Origin of the sequence: Nocardia amikacinitolerans (assembly GCF_900215415.1) — a bacterium.
GTDB classification, from domain to species: Bacteria; Actinomycetota; Actinomycetes; order Mycobacteriales; family Mycobacteriaceae; genus Nocardia; species Nocardia amikacinitolerans.
On sequence record NZ_OBEG01000002.1, the window covers coordinates 678,416 to 698,830 of the forward strand.

Sequence of the window (20,415 nt, forward strand, 5' to 3'; positions counted from 1 at the left end):
GCTCCGCAGGCTCTTCGGCCGCGTCGACGGTCGAGTCGCCGCGCCCCTGCTCGCCGCTTCCCTGATCCATACCTCAACAATCCCATCCGAAGCCGCCGAGCTTCACGGTTTGGGAGATCTGTATCAGATTGCTATCAACGGACGGGCCCGCCGCCCGGGAAGATCAACTACTGATCGTAAAGCAGGTGCGGCAGAAATCCTCGCCGAATTCGGTCAGCCGCAGGCTCTTGCGCACGATTTTCGGCGCGCGACCGGCCTTCTTCAGCGCGGCCTCGACCACCGGCTGCACCTCGAGCACCATGTAGCGGCTGAGCACCACCGGATCGTCGGAGGTCAGCGTCAGGCCGAGCCGGTTGAGGTTGATCAGGTACGACCGCGCCCGGTCCGGATAGCGCACACCTGCCTGCTCCGGCACCGAGGTCAGGTCGCCCTGGACGAGCTCGGACCCGATGCCGAGCGGACGGTTGGTACGCACGTCCACCGCGGGCTGCGGCCCGTTCAGCGACATGAAGCGCAGGATGCGCGCCTCGTCGGGAGCCAGTTCGTCGAGAATGCGGTCGTAGGCCGGGTGCACGTCCTCGGTGAAGTAGACGTCGGCCGAACGCGCGAGCAGCGCGTCGCCGCGACGGCGCAATTCCTCGGTGGTCGCCGAGCGCAGGTACGAACCCACCGCGATGGCCTGCTGCGGCCCGTTCGTGGGAGTTGGTACGTAGCTGACGATTTCGCGCACCGAGCCCTCGGTCACGCCGAGCGCGCTGCGCGCGATCGAACGCAGCGCGTTGCCGGTCCGCTCAGCGATCTCGGCCGAGGACTCGCCGTCCAGCGCGGCCTGGGCGATCTCCTTGGTGACCTCGTAGGAGGTGTTCACCGCCCACTGGCCGCCGCGCACGGCGGTACCGGCCGCCAACCCTGCGGCTCGGAACACGCCGCGGATCAGCCTCGCCTCGTTGCTGATCTGCCGCTGTTCGACATCCGAGCTGCGCTCTACCGCGCGGGAACCGGCCCGGGTCACGTCCTGTCCGGTCCTTTCGTCTGCCACGTCCTACTCCGAAGTGTCGCCAAGTGAACGAATCCGCCCACAGATTATTGCCCGACTGCCTTCCAGGCGTAGCGAACCCCAACTGTTCGCGTCCCGGCCGACCACATCCGTCGAACCCCGATCGCCAGCACCCCTGCATGTTTCGTTCACGAAATGGATGTGGTGGAGATCATTCTCCCGTTCCCACCCAGACATTGCGGCATTGGGAACGATTACTGTGACTGATGTCTCAGACACTGCCGCGTGGCCTGGCCCACGAGGTTGTGGACGCAGTACCGCAACTCACAATAGGGTCCAGCTGCCGACAGGGTGCTACTTTGAGGTCCCGGTGAGGCGGCGATCACCGGTTTTCGGCAGGAGGGTGTCGTTGTTAGAGAGTGTTTTCGGAGTTCACCCCACGATCCTCCTCGAACTTTTGACCATTCCGCTTTTCACAGGAGTGATCGGCTACATCACGAACTGGACCGGCGTGCTCATGCTGTTCCAGCCCATCGTCTTTCACGGCGTCCGAGTACCCGGCCTCCGGGCGCTCTATCCTTTTCTGCCCAAGCGAATCCAGGTCCTCCCGCTGCTGAGTTACGACGGCAGGATGGGCTGGCAGGGCATCGTGCCCTCCCGCGCCGACAAAATGGCCAGCATCGCCGTCGACAAAGGGCTCGCCAAGCTCGGTAGCGTCGCCGATTTCTATCGCGAACTCGAACCCGACAAGCTCGCCGAACATTTGGCAAGCATCGCCGACGCGCAGATCACCGACATCGTCGAGGAAATCCTGCGCCGCGAGCACCCGCAGCTCTGGTACAACCTGCCCAGCCAGGTGCGCGACATGGTGCACGCGCGGGTGCGTCAGCAGCTGCCCGAGATCCTGCGCGAGCTGACCGAGGAGCTCGGCGCGAACATCGACCAGCTGATCGATGTCAAACAGATGGTGATCCGTTACTTCCAGGCCAGGCCGCATCTGCTCAACACGCTGTTCCAGGTGCTCGGTGCCAAAGAGCTTCGGTTCATGCAGAACTTCGGCTTCTACTTCGGCGCGCCGATGGGTGTGCTGCTTGTGCTCGTCCTGCACGTCACCGGGTGGTCGACCTGGGTGGTGCTGCCGATCGGCGGTGTGATCATCGGGTGGGTGGTCAACTGGATCGGCATCAACATGATCTTCGCCCCTGCCTACCCGAAGTGGTGGTGCCCGTGGCGGCAGGGTCTGTTGATCAAACGCCAGTCCGAGATCACCGACGGCTATGCCGAACTGGTGTCGAGCCAGGTGATGACGGTCGCCAACATCGGCGACGAACTGCTCAACGGTCCGCGCTCGGATCGCACCATGCAGATGCTGGAGGACACCCTGCGCCCCGCCGCCGACCGGGCGCTCGGACCCGCGCGTCCCGCGGTGAAATTCATGCTCGGCAGCCGCGAGTACGACTCGTTGCAGGCCACGCTGACCACCGAGGCGATGTCCATCGCGCCGATCGCGTTCGCCGATCCGGACTTCAACCTCCAGCAGGGCAAACAGATCAACGATTACATCGCCAAACAGATGTCCGCTCTGGAGCCTCCCGACTTCGTGGAAATGCTGCGCTCGGCCATCAAACAGGATGAATGGTTGCTTTTCGTCCATGGCGGCGCGCTGGGCCTCTTGGCCGGATACGCTCACATTCTGATCTTCGGAACGGGAGTGGCGACGACATGGGTATGACGGGCTCGGGCGAGAACAACGCGGGATCGGACGCCGACGCGGCAGGCGACGATATCCAGGCCACCGAGCATTCCGAGTCCGTCGCGCCGTCGACGGAACTCGCCCGGTGGCCGCTATCGGAGATCGAACCCGCTACCGAAAAGCCCGCCAAGCGGCGCGTGCCGACGCCACGGCAGACCGTGCGCGCGGCAGGCGGGGTCGCCAAGGTCGCGTTCACGGCCGCGTCCGAGGTCACGGCGTGGACCGTGGACACCGCGCTCGGCGTCACCGGAACCGTGGTCAAGGGCAGCATCGCCGGTGTACCGCCGCGCGAGGTGCTCGCCGAGGCCGAAGCCGAGGTCCGCGACGCGGTGCGCCGCGCGCTCGGTCTGCCTCCCGCGGCACCCGAACGCACCGACCCGGCCGTGCCCACGCTGCGCGAACAGGGCGCCGCGCTGCTGCGCCTCTCGGCGAGCACGCACGCCGAAGCGTCCGAGATCCACCCGGCCTTCGCCGGAATGCTCGCCGAACTGACGCCCGACGAGGCGCGCATCCTGCGCTTCCTGCACGTGGACGGCCCGCAGCCGTCGCTCGACATCCGGGTCGGGCGGCCGAGGGCACTCGGCGCGGAGCGCTACCTGTCCGGGCTAACGCTGATCGGCGACCATGCGGGGCTGCGTTTCCCGAACCGGGTGCCGCAATACCTGACCAACCTGCGCAGGCTCGGACTGATCGAGTTCGCCAAGGAACCGGTCGACAACCCGAACCGCTACCAGTTGCTCGAAGCGCAGTCGCCGGTGCGAGAGTTGTTGAAGCGCTCCGGATTCGGCACCAAGGTGCACTACCGCAGCATCGTCCTCACCACCTTCGGCGCCGACTTCGTACAAACCTGCCTGCCGGTGGTCACCGAAGGCCGCGCCGAATCCAGCTGAGCGGACGCTCGGCTACCACACAGCTCGCACACGCGACACATAGGCATCGGCTATGTGAGGCGTGCGGAGAGTGTGTGGGACAGCGGCGGTCAGACGCCTTCGGCGAGTTCGAGCCAGCGTTCCTCGGCGGTTTCCTTCTCGGCGATGACCTGTTTGAGTTCGGCGCCGAGGGTGACGAGCTTGTCCGGTTCGGTGGCGGCGTCGGCGAGGGCGGCGTGCAGGCGCTCCTCGCGTTCGGTGAGCTTGTCGATGGCGCGCTCGAGCTTGGTGAGTTCCTTGCGCGCCGCACGGTAGGCCGCGGAATCGGTGGCCGCGGCGGCGGGCTTGTCGGCGGACGCGCGGGCGGGCGCGGGTGCGCTCAGCGCGGCGCGCTTCTTCAGGTACTCCTCGATGCCACCCGGCAGGTTGGTGAGTTTTCCGTCGCCGAACAACGCCCAGGTGGAGTCGCAGATGCGCTCGACCAGGTAGCGGTCGTGGCTGATGACCACCAGGGTGCCCGCCCAGTTGTCGAGGAGGTCCTCGAGCTGTTGCAGGGTGTCGATGTCCAGGTCGTTGGTCGGCTCGTCGAGCAGCAGGACGTTGGGCTCGGACATCAGGATGCGAGTGAGTTGCAGCCTGCGCCGCTCGCCGCCGGAGAGATCGCCGACCGGGGTGCGCTGGCGGGCCGGCGTGAAACCGAGCCGCTCGGCCAGCTGACCGGCGGATACCTCCTTGTCGCCCAGCATGATTCGCTGCGCGACCTGCTGCACCGCCTCGAGCACGCGCAGCTCGGTCGGCAGGTCGTCGAGTTCCTGGCGCAGCCAGCCGATCTGCACCGTCTGGCCTTGGACGCGCTTGCCCGCGGCAGGCTCGACATCACCGGCCAGCGCGCGAAGCAGGGTGGTCTTGCCTGACCCGTTGACGCCGACCAAGCCGACCCGCTCCCCCGGCGCGAGGCGCCAGGTCAGATCGCGCACGAGTTCGCGGCCGTCCGGCGTGGTGAGGGTGGTGTCCTCCAGCTCGATGACTACCCGTCCCAGCCGCTTCCTGGCGAACGCGGCCAGCGACACGCTGTCGCGCGGCGGCGGCACGTCGGCGATCAGCGCCTCGGCGGCCTCCACCCGGTAGCGCGGCTTGGAGGTGCGCGCCTGCGGACCGCGCCGCAGCCAGGCCAGTTCCTTGCGGGCCAGATTGCGCCGCCGCGCCTCGCTGGCGTCGGCCTGCCGCGCCCGTTCCGCGCGCGCGAAAATCCAGTCGCCGTAACCGCCCTCGTAGCTCTCGACCTTGCCGCCGACGACCTCCCAGGTGTTGGTGGCGACGGTGTCGAGGAACCAGCGGTCGTGGGTGACGACGACCAGGGCGGAGCGGCGGCTCAGCAGGTGCTCTGCCAGCCACTGCACGCCCTCGACGTCGAGGTGGTTGGTCGGCTCGTCGAGTACCAGCAGGTCGAGCTCGCGCACCAGCGCCGCGGCCAGCGCGACGCGGCGGCGCTCACCGCCGGACAGGTTCGTCACCGGAGTGTCCATGCCGAGGCCCTGGATGCCGATGCCGTCAAGGACGGAGCGGATCCGCGGGTTGGCCGCCCATTCGTGTTCGGCCACGCCATCGGTCATCTGGTCGTCGGCCAGACCGGCGAGCACCACCTCGCCGACGGTCGCGCCCTCGGACAGCGTGCCGCGCTGGGTCACCACGGCGAGACGCAAGCCGCCGAGCCTGCTGACCCGGCCGCTGTCGGGCTCCTCGATGCCGGTCAGCACCTCGAGCAACGTGGTCTTGCCGCCGCCGTTCAGGCCGACGACACCGATGCGTTCGCCCGCGTGCACGCCGAGCGAGACGTTGTCCAGGAGGGGCTTGATCCCGAAGCTCTTGGAGACCTGCTCGAGGTTGATCAGGTTGGACATGGACGCTGCTAGCCCGCCTCTCCGGGTGACTTACCGACCGTACGAGCCTACTCACCCGGCGCGACGGGCCCGCGCGCGCGTCGATCAGCGCTTGGCCGAGGTGTCCGTGTCGAGGATGCGCGCGCCGGGCACCGGTCCGCTAGCGGTGCGCACGCTGCGGGCGACGCCCGCGCCCGCCAACTCGGCGGCCACCGCGACGGCCGCGTCTTCGCTCTCGCACAGGAACGCGCAGGTGGGCCCGGAGCCGGACACCAGACCGGCGAGCGCGCCCGCCCCGACTCCCGCGCGCAGGGTGCGCCGCAGCTCCGGTTTCAGTGAGACCGCGGCGGCCTGTAGGTCGTTGCCGAGCAGCGGGGCGAGCTGATGCGCGTCGCCGGAGGCCAGCGCCTGCATCAGCTGCTGCGGCTCGCCGAGCCGAGGCGGGTCGCCGTGCTCGCGGAGCCGGTCCAGCTCGGCGAAGACCGAGGGCGTCGAAAGCCCACCCTTGGCGAGCGCGAGCACCCAGTGGAAAGTATTGCGGGACAGCACGGGAAGCAGCCGTTCGCCGCGACCGGTGCCGAGCGCGGTGCCGCCGTGCAGCGCGAAAGGGACGTCGCTGCCGAGTTCGGCGGCGACCGAGGCCAATTCGTCGCGGGACAGGCCGATGTCCCAGAGCTCGTTCAGGCCGACAAGCGCGGCGGCCGCGTCCGCGCTGCCGCCCGCCATGCCGCCCGCGACCGGAATCCCTTTGCTGATGGTGATTTCCACCAGGGGCGCCCGGCCGGCGAGATGCGCGAGGCGCACGGCGGCCTTCCACACCAGATTGTGGCGATCGGTGGGCACCTCGGCCGCGCCCTCGCCGGTCACCCGGACGGTCAGCGCGGCCGAGGGCGCCAGCTCGATATCGTCGCTCAGCGAGAGCGCCTGGAACACCGTGGTCAGGTCGTGGTACCCGTCCGCGCGCAGGTCGCCGACGCCGAGGTGCAGATTCACCTTCGACGGCGCGCGCACGGTGACGGGACTGGGCACAACTGACAACACGGTGTTCAAGCGTAGTGGGTGGGTCCGACAACCGCCGGGGTCGATATCCGCCATTCACCCACCGTGATCCGTTCGGTCACAACAGCGCTCCACCGGTCGCGTCGATCCACTGTCCGGTCACCCAGCGCGCGTCGTCGGAGGCGAGGAAGCCGACGATGTCGGCGACTTCGGCGGGCTGCGCGAGCCGCCGCAGCGGTGAGAGGGCCGCGACCGCCGCCTCGGTCTCCGGATTGCGCAGCCATCCCGCGTTCATGTCGGTGTCGATCACGCCGGGGGCGACGGCGTTGACCGTGATGCCTCGGGCGCCGACCTCTTTTGCCAGCACAGCGGTGAACGAGTCGATCGCCCCCTTCGTCATCGTGTACGCGATCAGCTCCGGCATGCGCAGGCCGTGCGTGAGACCCGTCGAGATGTTGACGATGCGGCCGCCGTCGCGCAGCCGTTCCAGGCCGAGTTTGGTGACGAAGAACGGAGCCTTGGCGTTGATCGCGAAGACGCGGTCGAAGGACGCCTCGTCGGTGCCGCCGATCGGCTCGCGGACGCCGTCGGTGCCCGCGTTGTTCACCAGGATGTCCAGCCCGTCGGCGTGCGCGTCGAAGGCGGCCCACAGCGCGGCGGCGTCACCCGGAACGCCGAGTTCGGCGCGGATCGCGAAGGCGTCCCCGCCCCGCGTCTCGATCGCGGCGACGGTGTCCTTGGCGGCTTGCTCGTTTCCGTTGTAGTGCACGGCGACTCGCGCGCCGTCGCGTGCCAGCCGTTCGGCGACGGCGCGGCCGATGCCGCGGCTGCCGCCGGTCACCAGTGCCGTCTTGCCCGTCAGTGCGCCCATGGTTCAGAACCTTTCTCTAGCGATCGCTACAGAACGACCGTAACAGATTATCTAGTGATCGCTATAAAATCGAAGTCATGAGCACATCGACCCGGGGCAGGCCGCGCTCCTTCGACCGGGAGGCGGCGCTGGACAAGGCGTTGCGCCTGTTCTGGGAACGCGGCTACGAGGCCACGTCGATCGGCGACCTGACGAAGGAACTCGGCATCGGACCACCGAGCTTGTACGCGGCCTTCGGCGACAAGGCGAAGCTCTTCATCGAGGCCGTGGCCAACTACGGCGACACCTACGGCCACTTCATAGCGCGCGCCATCGCCGAGGAGCCGAACGCGGCGACGATGACGCGCCGGATCCTGCGCGAGGCGGCCGCCGAGTACACCGCGCCGGGCAGGCCCGCGGGATGCCTGGTGATCAGCGCGGCAACCAACACCACCAATGCCGAGGTCGCCGAGTTCCTTCGCGGACTGCGCAATCGCAACATCGCCGCGTTCGCCGCGCGCATCCAGGCCGACATCGATGCGGGCGAGCTCACGGCCGACACCGACGCGACCGCGCTGGCGCGCTACGTGGGAACCGTCTTACAGGGCATGTCACAGGCCGCGCAGGACGGCGCGAAGCGGGACGAACTGGAGCGGGTGGCCGAATTGGCCATGCGGGCATGGCCGAGCGGCTGAGATCACTTGCGCCGATATACCCATGGGGGGTATGTTCGGTTCGCCGGAGATACCCCGGCACCGTATGATCGCAGCGAGCGAAGGAGTTGGAGATGGCCACCACCACTTACACCGTCAAGGGAATGACCTGCGGGCACTGCGTCAGCTCGGTCAAGACGGAGATCGGCAAGATCGACGGGGTCACCAGCGTCGACGTCGACCTGGCGACCGGGGCCGTTCGGGTGGACAGCGCCGCGCCGCTCGCCGAGGCCGACGTGGTCGCCGCCGTGGACGAGGCGGGGTACGAGGTCGCCGTCTGATGCGTGATCGGCTGCGGTTCGCCGCGTTCGGTGGCGGACTCGTCGTGCTGCTCGGAGCCGCGCTCGGCATCGGCGCCCTGGTGGGTGATCCGGGCGGGCGCGGCCCCGAGTTCAGCGTGACCGGCCACGACGAGTCGCACCGGTCGACCGGGTTGTCGGGCTCCGACTCCGGCTACACCCTGGCCGACCTGAGCGCGCCCGAATCGCCGAACCGCGCCGGTCCCCTGCGTTTTCGTATCATCGGCCCCGACGGAGCGCCGGTCACCCGGTTCGCCATCCGGCACGAGAAGCCGCTGCATCTGATCGTCGCCCGCACGGACGCCGCCGAGTACCGGCACGCGCACCCGGCGATGGCGGCCGACGGCACCTGGTCCGTCGACTGGACTTGGGCCGCGCCCGGCACCTATCGGGTGTTCGCCGACTTCGCGCCGGGCGACGGATCCGACGACTTGGTCCTGAGCGGCACCGTCACGGTCGCCGGAGACGAGCCGGCGCGACCGCTGCCGCCCGCCGCCGAGACCGCGTCGGTGGACGGTTATCAGGTCCGTATGCGGGACGACTCCGGCGACCTGCGGTTCACCGTGACCCGCGACGGCCGCCCCGTCACCGATCTCGAGCCGTACCTCGGCGCCTACGCGCACCTGGTCGGCCTGCACTCGCCGTCGCTCGCCTACCTGCACGCACATCCGCAGGGCGAAGTCGGCCGGACGAGCCCGGGACCGGAGGTCGCCTTCCACGTGGAGCCGCCGACGCCGGGCCCCTACCGGTTGTATTTCGAGTTCGCCCACGGCGGTTCGGTGCACAAGGCCGAGTTCACCCGCGAATTCGCGCCGGTTCCCCCACCCGCCCATTCCGGCGGCCACCACCGCTGACCGCACCCCGACGCTCGGCCGCGGTCGGCGACACGGCCAATGCCGCCCATGCGAGGGCGCGATGCCGCGACCGGAGTCTGGGCGAACCGAGCAATGCGAACTCGCGGCCGCGATGCGACCACAGCGTTGCGGACTACTGACGCGTGGCTACGACCCCTGCGCGGCGAGCCGGACGAAAGCCGCGGTGTCCAGGGTCTCCCCCCGCGCCGTCGGATCGATGCCCGCGGCGACCAGTCGACGCTCGGCCTCGGCGGGTGACCCCGCCCAACCGGACAGCGCGGCGCGCAACGTCTTTCGGCGCTGGGCGAAGGCGGCGTCGATAACCTCGAACACGCGGCGGCGGTGTTCGTCGTCCATGGACCACGGGGGCTCGGCGAAGCGTTGCACGCGCACCAGGCCCGATTCCACGCGCGGCACCGGCCAGAACACCTGGGTGCCGACCGCGCCCGCGCGGCTCACCTTGCCGAAGAATCCGGCCTTCACGCTCGGCACGCCGTAGACGCGGCTGCCGGGTTCGGCGGCGAGACGGTCGGCGACCTCGGCCTGCACCATCACCAAAGAGGTTGTGATGCTGGGCAATTCGGCGAGCAGATGGAGCAGCACCGGCACCGCGACGTTGTACGGGAGGTTGGCGACCAACGCGGTCGGTGCGGCGGGCAGATCGGCGGCGGCGACCCGAAGCGCGTCGGCACGCACCACGCGCAACCGGTCGGCCAGATCCGGCGCCCGGTCGGCGACCGTCACCGGAAGGTGTTCGGCGAGCACCGGATCGATCTCGACCGCGATCACCGAGTCCACCACGTCCAGCAGCGCGAGCGTCAGCGAGCCGAGACCCGGCCCCACCTCGAGCACGGTGTCGGCGCGACCGACCCGCGCCGCCGCGACGATCCGCCGCACGGTGTTCGCGTCGTGGACGAAGTTCTGCCCGAGTTGCTTGGTCGGCCGCACCCCGAACCGCTCGGCGAGAACCCGCACCTCCGCGGGCCCCAGCAGCGCAGCACTCCCCCTAGCGGAAACTTCGGCATCGGACACCCGAAGAACCTACCAACCCGCCGCGCCCACCGGACCCACCCGGGAGCACTACGCAGACCTGCCACACGCTTCACACCGCCTGCAACCTCGGCGAAGCGTGTGCAAGGCGTGCGAAGGCCCGCTCAGCGGGTCAGCGCTGGCACCGCGGTCAGCTGAGCCCGAGCCTGCCGGTGCACGCGGGCCAGGCGCCCCAGCCCTGCCGGGCCCTGGTCACCTCGGCGATGGCGATCTGCTCCTCGCGGGTGGCCAGGTCGGCGCGCGGCGCGTAACGCAGGCCGCCCTGCCGCTCCCAGGTGCTCTGGTCGAACTGGATGCCGCCGTAGTAGCCGTTGCCGGTGTTGATGGCCCAGTTGCCGTTGGATTCGCAGCGCGCGAGCGCGTCCCAGATCTGGCCGTCGCGCACCGGCGGCACCTCGGTCCCCGGCTTTGTCCCCTTGCGCACCGTCTTGGGCTGGGCGGGCACCGAGACCACCGACTCGACCGGCTTACGCTCGACTTCCTCGCCGTTGACCCTGGTCACCGCGAAGGTGACGTCGTGCACGCCAGGCACGCCCGGGTTCTCCACGACGGTGCGGCTCATGTTCATCGTCGGGTCTTCGATGACGTTCTCCGGCGGATCGAGCGGCAGCGTCTCGGTGTGGTGCTCGATGCGCTTGCGGGTCACCACGATTCGCAGACCGTCGGTCAGCGGAGTGTTCGGCGCTGGCTCGACGGTGTCCTGCTCGATCAGCGGAATGCCCGCGACGGCCAGGAATTCGCCGACGGTCGGCGCGGCTAGCCGCACGTCGACCGGGTTGCCGATGCCGTCGAGCAGCGACACCGAGCGCGGGCTGACGACCCGCAGCGCCGCGCCGTCCAGCGGCAGCCGCTCGTCGCGGGCGGGCCAGACGTAGGTGTCGGAGGGCAGATTGAGCTGGGCGAGCGCCTCGCCCGCGGTGATGCCGGTGGTCCACACCGTCTCGGCCTTGCCGTCGACGGTCAGCGCGACTTGGCGCGCGCGGTTCAGCACGATCGTCGCGCCGTCGGTCACGGCGGCGCCGCGGCCAGGGCGGACCAGATCACGATCGGTCAGGTCGAACCCGGCGGCCCGCAGCACGCCGTCGACGTTGCGGGACATGGTGCTCAGGATGGACCGCTCGCCGTCCACGACGACCGTCACCGTCTTGCGGTTCACGATCGCCAGCGAGGCGCCGACGATCAGCGTCAGCAGCAGTGCCGCGACGGCCGCGTACAGCAGCGGCGATCGGGACTGATTGATCCGCGTGAGTGGGGACATGGTCACAGTACGATAACGAAGCGACCCTGCCCCGACAACCGCATCTCGGCGAGCTGGCGAAGCTCAGATCACGGGTAGATATCGACGCCGCAGGTAGATAACAGCCTCGAGACACAAAGTGACCTGGGCCACACAACGGGCTTCCAGTCCCCTTACGCGGGTACGCGCACAGGCGTTTCAGATTCCGTAGACGCGGCGGGCGTTCGCGGTGGTGATCTCGGCCAGTTCGCGCGGATCCTGCTCGCGCAGTTCGGCGAGCGCGCGCACCGTGTAGGGCAGGCAGTACGACTCGTTCGGCGCGCCGCGGAACGGATGCGGCGTCAGGTACGGCGCGTCGGTCTCCACCAGGATCTGCTCGTCCGGCACCACCTTGGCCGCCTCGCGCAGCTCGTGGGCGTTCTTGAAGCTGACCGTCCCGGAGAAACTCAGCACGTATCCCTCGGCGACGCAGGACAGCGCCATGTTGGCGTCCGAGGAGAAGCAGTGGAAGATCACCGTCGACGGCGCGCCCTCGTCCAGCAGGACGGTCAGCAGGTCGTGATCGGCCTCGCGATTGTGGATCATCAGCGGCTTGCGCACCCGCTTGGCCAGCTCGATGTGCCAGCGGAATCCCTCGACCTGAGTCTCGATGTCGGCGCAACCGTCGAGCTTGCCAGGCCAGTAGTAGTCCAACCCCGTCTCGCCGATGGCGACCACCTTCGGGTCCACCGCCAGCCGCTCCAACTCGGCCTTCGCGGCGTCGTCCAGCGCGTTGGCCCTGGTGGGGTGCAGCGCGACCGCGGCGTACACGCGCTCGTCCCAGTGCGCGGCCCGCACCGCCCACTGCGCGGCGGCGAGATCGTCGGCGACCGTGACGACCTTGCCGACGCCGACCGACTCGGCGCGATCCACTATGGCGGCGGTGGACTCGGCGTCGGTGGCGCCACAGCCGTCGAGGTGGGTGTGCGCGTCCACCAACGGCGCGAGCGGTTCGGGCAGATCGGGCGCGGGACGCTTGCCGTTCATCGGCATTCGCTTCCGCCCCGAGTCGCCACCGGGCGACGGCCGGGTCCTGCGGGGATATTCACGTGGGCGACGGAAAGCACGCGCATTACAGTAGACACACCATGAGCGCAGCTGAACGCCCCGCCTTCTACATCACAACGGCCATCGCCTACCCGAACGGTGCGCCGCACATCGGGCATGCCTACGAGTACATCTCGGCGGACGCCATCGCCCGATTCAAGCGCCTCGACGGCTACGACGTGTTCTTCATGACCGGAACCGACGAGCACGGCCAGAAGATGCAGCAGGCCGCGGCCGCCGAGGGCATTCCGGTGGAAGAGCTCGCGGCGCGCAACTCCGACGTCTTCGAGCAGCTCGACAAGACGCTCGACGTCTCCTACGACCGGTTCATCCGCACCACCGACGCCGACCACCAGGCAGCGAGCGTCGCGATCTGGGAGCGGATGCTCGCCAACGGCGACATCTACCTGGACAACTACTCCGGCTGGTACTCGGTGCGCGACGAGGCCTTCTACACCGAGGAGGAGACGACGCTGCTCGACGACGGCAGCCGCGTCTCCACCGAGACCAAGACGCCGGTGGAGTGGACCGAGGAGTCCAACTACTTCTTCCGGCTGTCGAAGTACCAGGACCGGCTGCTCGCGCTCTACGAGGAGCACCCCGAATTCATCGCGCCCGCAACGCGTCGCAACGAGATCGTCAGCTACGTGAAGGCGGGCCTGAAGGATCTGTCCATCTCGCGGACCACGTTCGACTGGGGCGTGCCGGTGCCGGACCACCCCGACCACGTGATGTACGTCTGGGTGGACGCGCTCACCAACTACATCACCGGCGTCGGCTTCCCGGACACCGAATCCGCTGCCTTCCAGAAGTTCTGGCCCGCCGACGTGCACATCATCGGCAAGGACATCACCCGCTTCCACACGGTGTACTGGCCCGCGTTCCTGATGTCGGCCGGGGTGGAGCTGCCGAAACGCGTGTTCGTGCACGGCTTCCTGTACAACAAGGGCGAGAAGATGTCGAAGTCGGTCGGCAACGTCGTCGACCCGCTCGAGCTCGTCGACGAATACGGTGTCGACGCGGTGCGCTTCTTCCTGCTGCGCGAGATCTCCTACGGTCAGGACGGCAGCTACAGCCACGAGGCCATCGTCGGCCGGATCAACAGCGACCTGGCCAACGAGTTCGGCAACCTGGTGCAGCGCAGCCTGACGATGGTGAACAAGAACTGCGACGCCGCCGTGCCGACGCCGGGCGAGTTCACCGCCGAGGACCGCGAACTGCTCGACCGCGCGAACGGCCTGCTGGAACGCTGCCGCGCCGAATTCGACGCCCAGCAGATGCATCTCGCGCTCGAGGCGATCTGGCTGACCCTCGGCGAGACCAACAAGTACTTCTCGGCCCAGGCGCCGTGGGCGCTGCGCAAGTCGGGCACCGAGGAGCACCTCGCCCGCATGGCGACGGTGCTGTACGTGACGCTCGAGGTCGTGCGCATCGTCGCGATCCTGGTGCAGCCGGTGCTGCCGGGGTCGTCGGCCAAGATCCTCGATCTGCTCGCCCAGCAGGGCCGCACCTTCGCCGATATCGCGACCCCGCTCACCCCGGGTGTCGCGCTGCCCGCTCCGGAGCCGGTGTACCCGCGCTACCTGGAGAAGAAGGACTGACGAAACCGGAGCGGCACGGCGTTCCGCAAGGGAATCGCCGTGCCGCGCAACGGTTTCCGAATCACTTCCAGCGTTCGAGCAGCCGGTTGGCCTCGGCCGCCAGCGCGAACTGGAGGTAGGGGCCGAAGCTGATCCTGGCGACGCCCTGCGCGGCGAGTTCCGCGCGATCCGACTTGTCCGGCAGGCCGATCGCGTTGACCGGCCGCGGCAGTTCCGAGGTCAGGCGACGCATGTCGGCGTCGGAGTGCCTGCCGACCGGGTACAGCACGTCGGCGCCCGCTGCGGCGGCCAGCGTCAGCCGGGCGATGGCGCGGTCCATGCGATCGGACTCGTCGCCGACCTGCTTGAGGAACAGATCGGTGCGCGCGTTGACAACGACGTGCACCCCTGCGGCGTCGGCGAATTCGCGCAGCCCGTGCACGAAGTCGGCGTGCTCCTGGTCGCCGCGCAGGCGTCCGTTCTCGCTGTGCACGGTGTCCTCGATGTTCAGGCCGACCGCGCCCGCGTCGAGCAGTCCCTCGATCAGCTGGGCGGGCTCGAGGCCGTATCCGGCCTCGATGTCGACCGAGATCGGCACGTCGACCGCGCCCGTGATCTGGCGGACCCTGGTGAGCAGTTCGGTGAAGGTCATGCCCTCGTTGTCGCTGCGCCCGACCGAGTCGGCGACCGGGTGACTACCCAGCGTGAGAGCCGAAAAGCCCGCGGCGACAGCGAGATTCGCCGACCACGCGTCCCACACGGTCGGCAGGACGACCGGGTCGCCCGGACGGTGCAGCGCGAGCAGTTCTTTGGCCTTGCTTTCCAGAGTGGTCATACTCCGATCATGGACCCCGCTCGCGTCCGCCGCAGTGTGACACACCCCATCCCAGGAATCGGCGTCGCCGCGGCGGACGCAGTAGCCTGCATGGGCCGAGTCGGCTAGCGAGATGGGATCGGAAGTGCGCAGAGTGGGGCGAGGACGCCGCAAGACGGTACGCGGCGCGAAGGTCTTGGTGACGGGCGCGGCGAGCGGCATCGGCAAGGCGACCGCGATCGCGGCCGCCGAGCAGGGTGCCGAGCTGGTGCTCACCGACATCAATGCCGAGGGACTGGCCGCCACGGTCGAGGAGATCCGGCGCGCGGGCGGGACCGTGCTCGACTCGCGTCCGTTCGACATCACCGACTACGAGGCCGTCGCCGCCTTCGCCGCGGACGTGCACGACAACCACGGCAGCATGGACGTGGTGATGAACGTGGCGGGCACCTCCGCGTGGGGCACCGTGGAGAACCTCGAGCACCGGCACTGGCGGCGCATGGTGGACATCAACCTGATGGGGCCGATCCACGTCATCGAGAGCTTCGTGCCCGCCATGGTGCGCGCGGGCCGCGGCGGCGCGCTGGTGAACGTGTCCTCGGCGGCGGGCCTGCTCGCGCTGCCATGGCACGCCGCCTACAGCGCGGGCAAGTTCGGCATCCGCGGCGTCTCCGAGGTGCTGCGCTTCGACCTGGAACCGCACGGCATCTCGGTGCACCTGGTGGCGCCGGGCGCGGTGAACACCCCGCTCGTGCACACCGTCGAGCTGGTCGGGGTGGACAGGGACGATCCAAGGGTGCGCAGGCTGACCAAGGCGTTCACCAAGCACGCCGTGTCGCCCGAGCGGGTGGCCGAGGCGATCCTGCGCGGTGTCGAACGCGATCGGTTCCTGATCTACAGCTCGTTCGACATCCGCTTCGGCTACTGGTGGGCGCGCAAGTTCGCGTTCCCCTACGAGTTCGTGATTCGCCGGGCCAGCGCCCAGTTCAACAGGCTGCTGGCTTCGTCGGGCAGTTGAGGTGCGTGTCGAGCACCCTGGCGCCGGGACCTTCCTCGCCGAGCCGGTCGCGTTCGTTGACGAGTTTGCAGCTGCCGAGCGAGAGGCAGCCGCAGCCGATGCAGCCGGTGAGATTGTCGCGCAGGCGGATCAGCTGACTGATGCGGTCGTCGAGATCCTCCCGCCACGCGGTGGACAGGGTCTCCCAGTCGCGCCGGGTCGGGGTGCGGCTCTCGGGCAGTTTGTCCAGCGCCTCGCGGATCTCGCTGAGCGGTATGCCGACCCGTTGCGAGATGCGGATGAACGCGACCCTGCGCAGCGTCTCGCGGTGGTATCTGCGCTGATTCCCGCTGGTACGACGGCTCGAGATGAGCCCTTCGCGTTCGTAGAAATGCAGCGCGGACACGGCCACTCCGCTACGCTCGGACAGCTGCCCGGGGGTCAGTTCCTTTGCTCGCCAATCGGCTGTCGACATCACGCTCCTCCATTCACCTAAACAATACTTCAGGTTAGGATGTACTGGGGACGAATTCGGACTCCCCGCGGCATTGGGAGGCCGATTTCCATCCTGTTACGCCGATCGCGAACTACGGTCGGAGGATGGGAGCAGACGCTGTGCCCGTCGATGATGAAAAAGACAGGCGCGGGGGCGGGCTCGACCGCGCCTTCGAACCGCGCTACGGGGTTACTTCCGAGGTGGGCGCCCTGCGCACGGTGTTGCTACACCGGCCAGGCGCCGAACTGCGCAGACTCACCCCGCGCAACAACGACCAGCTGCTGTTCGACGGCATCCCCTGGGTGGAGCGGGCGCAACAGGAGCACGACACCTTCGCCGACCTGTTACGCGACCGCGGCGTCGAGGTGCTGCTGCTCGCGGATCTGCTCGCCGAGACGATCTCGGCCAGTGGCGCGGCGCGAATCCAGGGCATCTCGGCCGCCGTCGACGCGCGCAGGCTCGGCCACGTGCTCGCCGACGAGCTGGCCGCCTACCTGCGCGGGGTGCCCGCCGAGGAGCTCGCCGAAATCCTGATGGCGGGCATGACCTTCGACGAACTGCCGTTCGGCCCCGACGCGGCCTCATTGGTGCGGCGCATGCACCACGGGCACGATTTCGTCATCGACCCGCTGCCCAACCTGTTGTTCACCAGGGACTCCTCGTTCTGGGTCGGTCCGCGGGTTGCGATCACCTCGCTCGCCCTGCCCGCCCGAATCCGCGAGACCTCGCTGACCGATCTCATCTACGCCTTCCACCCGCGCTTCCTCGGGGTGCGGCGGGCCTACGAATCGCACACCGCGCCGATCGAAGGCGGCGACGTGCTGCTGCTCGGGCCGGGCGTTGTCGCCGTCGGCGTCGGCGAGCGGACCACGCCCGCCGGCGCGGAAGCGTTGGCGCGCAGCCTGTTCGACGACGGACTCGCGCACACCGTGCTGGTCATCCCGATCGCCCAGACCAGGGCGACCATGCACCTGGACACGGTGTGCACCATGGTCGACACCGACGCCGTGGTGATGTACCCGGCCGTCCGAGACGAGTTGCGCGCGTTCACGATTCACCGCGAGGACGACTACGTGAGCCACGAGGGCGGCGGCGGGGTGACGATGCGCGGACCCGATCCGTTCCTGCCCGCAGCGGCCGAGGCGATGGGCATCGGCAAGCTGCGGGTGATCGACACCGGACTCGACGGCGTCACCGCCGAACGCGAACAGTGGGACGACGGCAACAACACCCTCGCCGTCGCCCCCGGCGTCGTGATCGCCTACGAGCGCAACGAGATGACCAACGCCCGGCTGCTGGACGCGGGCATCGAGGTGCTGCCGATCCCCGGCTCGGAGCTGGGTTCCGGGCGCGGCGGCCCACGGTGTCTGTCCTGTCCGCTGGCCAGGGACGACGTGTGAGCCGCCCATGTTCACCGTCACGATCAGCCACGATTCGCCCGTCCCTCCGTACGAACAGCTGCGGCTCGCGGTCATCGCGCAGGTGCGCTCCGGCGAGCTGACCGCGGGCACGAAGATACCCACCGTGCGGGCGTTGGCCGCCCAGCTGAACCTGGCGCCCAACACCGTCGCGCGCGCCTACCGCGAGCTCGAGGCCGACGGCGTGCTGGAGACCAGGGGCAGGCAGGGTTCGTTCATCGCGTCCTCCGGCGACCCGACCCGCGACGCGGCCGGACGCGCCGCGACCGCGTACGTGTCGGCCATCCGGCGGTTGGGCTTGGACGACGAAACCGCCTTGCGCTACGTGAAATCCGCGCTGGAGTACTGACCGACGCTGCCGCGCCGCAGGCCGAGGTACGCCCGAACAGACGCTGTCCCACGCCGCACGTGGCAGGAGCGAAGGCCGAGGTACGCCCGAATAGACGCTGCCTCGTGCCCGCACGTGGCAGGAGCGAAGGCGGAGGTATGCCCGAATAGGCGCTGTCCTATGTGGGCCCGGGACCGGAGGTGCGAATCAACGCCAGCTGGGCAACCAGAGATGGTCGTGCCAGCTGGCAGGGCTGATCGGCAGCGCGGTCAGGATCGGCCACAGCCAGATGAAGTTCGCGACCACCAAACCCAGATACAGGCAGACCGCGAGCAGTCCGAGACTGTGCCGCTCGTTGGGCACCTCGGGAAGGAAGGTGCCAAGCGGGCTGCGCGGTAGCGGCGACGAGCGTGCCGGTCCCATCACGTCGCCGAGCGCCAGCGCGACGCCCATCATCAGGAAGGGCGCGAGCGGCACCGCGTAGAAGTAGTACATCTGCCGGTCCAGGGTCAGAAACCAGGGCAGCAGCGCCGCTCCGTAGCCGGTCAGCACCGCGGCGTAGCGCCAGTCGCGCCGGACCACACTGCGCCACAGCAGCCAGCCGACCACCGGAAGGGCGATCCACCAGATCGCCGGCGTGCCGATCAGCATCACGGCCTTCACGCACTGCGCTTGCCCGCAGCCGGTGACATTGGTGTCGGCGTAGTAGTACAGCATCGGCCGCAGACCCATCGGCCACGTCCACGGCTTGGACTCCCACGGGTGGTGGTTGCCCGCGGAATTCGTCAGTCCCTCGTGGAAATGCAGGGATTCGCCGCTGTAGAACCACAGCGAGCGCAACGCGTCGGGCAGGAACGACCAGGGTCCGCCCGATCCGACCTGATTGCCGACCGCGTACCGGTACACGCCGGTCTCGCTCACGAACCAGGCCCAGTAGGTGGCCAGATAGACGCCGAGCGGAATCAGCACCAGCGCGTAGAGCGCGGGGCCCACGTCGCGCAGCGCCGTCCCTAGCCAGGGCTTGCGGACGCCGTACGCGCGGCGCGCCGCCACGTCGAAACAGACGCTCAGGATGCCGAACGCGGCGATGAAATAGATGCCGGACCACTTCGTGCCGCACGCGAGGCCGAGCAGTACGCCCGCGCCGAACCGCCACCAGCGCACACCCAGTCGCGGGCCCCACTGCGTCGCGCCGATACGTCCTTCGAGGTCGACCCGCGCCATTCTGGCGCGCACGTCGTCTCGGTCCATCACCAGGCAGCCGAAGGCCGCGGTGACGAACAGCGCCATGAAGATGTCGAGCATGCCGATGCGGGAGGAGACGAACAGCAGCCCGTCGGCGATCATCAGGATGCCCGCGATGGCGCCGATCAGCGTCGATCGGGCGAGCCTGCGCGTTATCCGAATGACGAGCAGCACGAGCAGGGTTCCGGCGAGCGCGGCGGTGAACCGCCAGCCCCAGCCGTTGTAGCCGAACAGGAACTCGCCGATGGCGATCATCTGCTTGCCGACCGGCGGATGCACCACCAACCCGTAGCCAGGGTTGTCCTCGACGCCGCCGCCGGTCAGCATCTGCCACGCCTGCGGCGCGTAATGCTTCTCGTCGAAGACGGGGGTGCCCGCGTCGGTCGGATAGTTCAGCATGGTGAACCGAGTCACCGCCGCGATCGCGGTCAGAAAGGCGGTGACCAGCCAGCCGCGCACGGTGTCGACGGGCCCGAAATCGGGCGACGGCCGAAGCGGCGCGGGGCTCGACCAGGTGGGCACGGCCCCGGGTACGGTCGCGCGGGAGGTCACCTGGGTCACGCCCCGATCGTATTAGGTGCGGGCCCCCAGGTCCCGCATCGGTGACCCGGACACCGCCCGAATCACACCTCCGTCCGCCACCGCTTCAGCCAAGCCGAAGGCCCTCCCCTGCGGGCCCATCAGCGGTTCCTGAGCCATCCCGAGCCGGCGACGACCTGCGGGCGACCATTCCTCCGCATGCCACTACCGGCCCACCGTGGGCGGCCCCCCTCTGCAGGCGCACCTCTCCGGCGACAGTTCGAAAATTGATCAATTCACGACACCTAGGGGGTGAAATCTTCTATACCAAGGGCGCTTATCGTTCACCCTGAGATACCCGAGCGGAACCGCTGGTCGCCCTACAGTTACAAGGCTTGGTCGCCGCACACAGCTCGTTGGCGATAAACGAG

General features: G+C 68.8%; 19 protein-coding genes. 9 read left to right on the forward strand and 10 right to left on the reverse strand.

Features of this window, described 5'->3' with window-relative positions; all coding sequences use genetic code 11:
- Window positions 1–163: 163 nt before the first annotated feature.
- A complete protein-coding gene (locus CRP45_RS34555; protein WP_097245050.1) occupies window positions 164–1,039 on the reverse strand; it encodes an Abi-alpha family protein in 876 nt (291 codons plus the stop codon).
- A gap of 415 nt (window positions 1,040–1,454) precedes the next feature.
- Between CRP45_RS34555 and CRP45_RS11440 the strand changes: the two genes are divergently transcribed.
- Window positions 1,455–2,729, forward strand: coding sequence for a DUF445 domain-containing protein (locus CRP45_RS11440; protein ID WP_245910070.1), 1,275 nt, complete (start codon window positions 1,455–1,457; stop codon window positions 2,727–2,729).
- The gene (locus CRP45_RS11445) at window positions 2,720–3,640 is read left to right on the forward strand and encodes an Abi-alpha family protein (protein WP_097245051.1); all 921 of its coding nucleotides are present in this window, start codon (window positions 2,720–2,722) and stop codon (window positions 3,638–3,640) included. Before CRP45_RS11440 ends, CRP45_RS11445 begins: the two co-directional genes overlap by 10 nt.
- Before the next feature lie 89 nt (window positions 3,641–3,729).
- Here the strand turns inward: CRP45_RS11445 and CRP45_RS11450 are convergent, their stop codons facing one another.
- From CRP45_RS11450 to CRP45_RS11460, 3 genes are all read right to left on the reverse strand, one after another.
- Complete coding sequence (locus CRP45_RS11450; RefSeq protein ID WP_097245052.1) at window positions 3,730–5,520, reverse strand: ABC-F family ATP-binding cassette domain-containing protein; 1,791 nt, start codon at window positions 5,518–5,520, stop codon at window positions 3,730–3,732.
- An 84-nt stretch (window positions 5,521–5,604) separates the two neighbouring features.
- Window positions 5,605–6,540 (reverse strand): 4-(cytidine 5'-diphospho)-2-C-methyl-D-erythritol kinase, encoded by a 936-nt coding sequence (locus CRP45_RS11455; protein WP_067784818.1) that lies wholly within the window; start codon window positions 6,538–6,540, stop codon window positions 5,605–5,607.
- 76 nt (window positions 6,541–6,616) lie between these two features.
- Window positions 6,617–7,369, reverse strand: a complete 753-nt coding sequence (locus CRP45_RS11460; protein WP_097245053.1) for an SDR family oxidoreductase — start codon at window positions 7,367–7,369, stop codon at window positions 6,617–6,619.
- Between the two features lie 77 nt (window positions 7,370–7,446).
- Between CRP45_RS11460 and CRP45_RS11465 the strand changes: the two genes are divergently transcribed.
- The 3 genes from CRP45_RS11465 (at window position 7,447) to CRP45_RS11475 (ending at window position 9,214) form a co-directional block, all read left to right on the forward strand.
- Window positions 7,447–8,043 carry a TetR/AcrR family transcriptional regulator gene (locus CRP45_RS11465; RefSeq protein WP_097245054.1) on the forward strand — a complete coding sequence of 199 codons (597 nt, stop codon included), beginning with the start codon at window positions 7,447–7,449 and terminating at the stop codon, window positions 8,041–8,043.
- A gap of 92 nt (window positions 8,044–8,135) precedes the next feature.
- The gene (locus CRP45_RS11470; RefSeq protein ID WP_067784434.1) at window positions 8,136–8,342 is read left to right on the forward strand and encodes a heavy-metal-associated domain-containing protein; all 207 of its coding nucleotides are present in this window, start codon (window positions 8,136–8,138) and stop codon (window positions 8,340–8,342) included.
- The gene (locus CRP45_RS11475) at window positions 8,342–9,214 is read left to right on the forward strand and encodes a hypothetical protein (protein WP_097245055.1); all 873 of its coding nucleotides are present in this window, start codon (window positions 8,342–8,344) and stop codon (window positions 9,212–9,214) included. Before CRP45_RS11470 ends, CRP45_RS11475 begins: the two co-directional genes overlap by 1 nt.
- A 147-nt stretch (window positions 9,215–9,361) precedes the next feature.
- Here the strand turns inward: CRP45_RS11475 and rsmA are convergent, their stop codons facing one another.
- The 3 genes from rsmA to CRP45_RS11490 form a co-directional block, all read right to left on the reverse strand.
- On the reverse strand, window positions 9,362–10,246 hold the full coding sequence (rsmA, locus tag CRP45_RS11480; RefSeq protein WP_097245056.1) for a 16S rRNA (adenine(1518)-N(6)/adenine(1519)-N(6))-dimethyltransferase RsmA: 885 nt from the start codon (window positions 10,244–10,246) through the stop codon (window positions 9,362–9,364).
- 148 nt (window positions 10,247–10,394) lie between these two features.
- The gene (locus tag CRP45_RS11485; protein WP_097245057.1) at window positions 10,395–11,522 is read right to left on the reverse strand and encodes a resuscitation-promoting factor; all 1,128 of its coding nucleotides are present in this window, start codon (window positions 11,520–11,522) and stop codon (window positions 10,395–10,397) included.
- A gap of 177 nt (window positions 11,523–11,699) precedes the next feature.
- Window positions 11,700–12,527, reverse strand: coding sequence for a TatD family hydrolase (locus CRP45_RS11490; RefSeq protein ID WP_097245459.1), 828 nt, complete (start codon window positions 12,525–12,527; stop codon window positions 11,700–11,702).
- Window positions 12,528–12,589: 62 nt separating this feature from the next.
- Here CRP45_RS11490 and metG point away from each other — a divergent pair, with 62 nt between their 5' ends.
- A complete protein-coding gene (gene metG / locus CRP45_RS11495) occupies window positions 12,590–14,188 on the forward strand; it encodes a methionine--tRNA ligase (RefSeq protein WP_281256184.1) in 1,599 nt (532 codons plus the stop codon).
- Window positions 14,189–14,249: 61 nt separating this feature from the next.
- Here the strand turns inward: metG and CRP45_RS11500 are convergent, their stop codons facing one another.
- Window positions 14,250–15,002: an isocitrate lyase/PEP mutase family protein gene (locus CRP45_RS11500; RefSeq protein WP_097245059.1), complete on the reverse strand. Its 753-nt coding sequence runs from the start codon at window positions 15,000–15,002 to the stop codon at window positions 14,250–14,252.
- A gap of 124 nt (window positions 15,003–15,126) precedes the next feature.
- On the opposite strand from CRP45_RS11500, the gene CRP45_RS11505 reads away from it, so the two are divergent.
- The gene (locus CRP45_RS11505; protein WP_245910071.1) at window positions 15,127–15,999 is read left to right on the forward strand and encodes an SDR family oxidoreductase; all 873 of its coding nucleotides are present in this window, start codon (window positions 15,127–15,129) and stop codon (window positions 15,997–15,999) included.
- On the opposite strand, the gene soxR is transcribed toward CRP45_RS11505, so the two are convergent.
- Window positions 15,968–16,453 (reverse strand): redox-sensitive transcriptional activator SoxR, encoded by a 486-nt coding sequence (gene soxR / locus CRP45_RS11510; protein WP_067784413.1) that lies wholly within the window; start codon window positions 16,451–16,453, stop codon window positions 15,968–15,970. The genes CRP45_RS11505 and soxR overlap by 32 nt on opposite strands.
- Before the next feature lie 125 nt (window positions 16,454–16,578).
- Between soxR and arcA the strand changes: the two genes are divergently transcribed.
- A complete protein-coding gene (arcA, locus tag CRP45_RS11515) occupies window positions 16,579–17,874 on the forward strand; it encodes an arginine deiminase (protein WP_245910072.1) in 1,296 nt (431 codons plus the stop codon).
- Between the two features lie 7 nt (window positions 17,875–17,881).
- Window positions 17,882–18,241, forward strand: a complete 360-nt coding sequence (locus CRP45_RS11520) for a GntR family transcriptional regulator (RefSeq protein WP_067784410.1) — start codon at window positions 17,882–17,884, stop codon at window positions 18,239–18,241.
- A 186-nt stretch (window positions 18,242–18,427) separates the two neighbouring features.
- On the opposite strand, the gene CRP45_RS11525 is transcribed toward CRP45_RS11520, so the two are convergent.
- A complete protein-coding gene (locus tag CRP45_RS11525) occupies window positions 18,428–20,026 on the reverse strand; it encodes a dolichyl-phosphate-mannose--protein mannosyltransferase (protein ID WP_097245061.1) in 1,599 nt (532 codons plus the stop codon).
- Window positions 20,027–20,415: the final 389 nt, after the last annotated feature.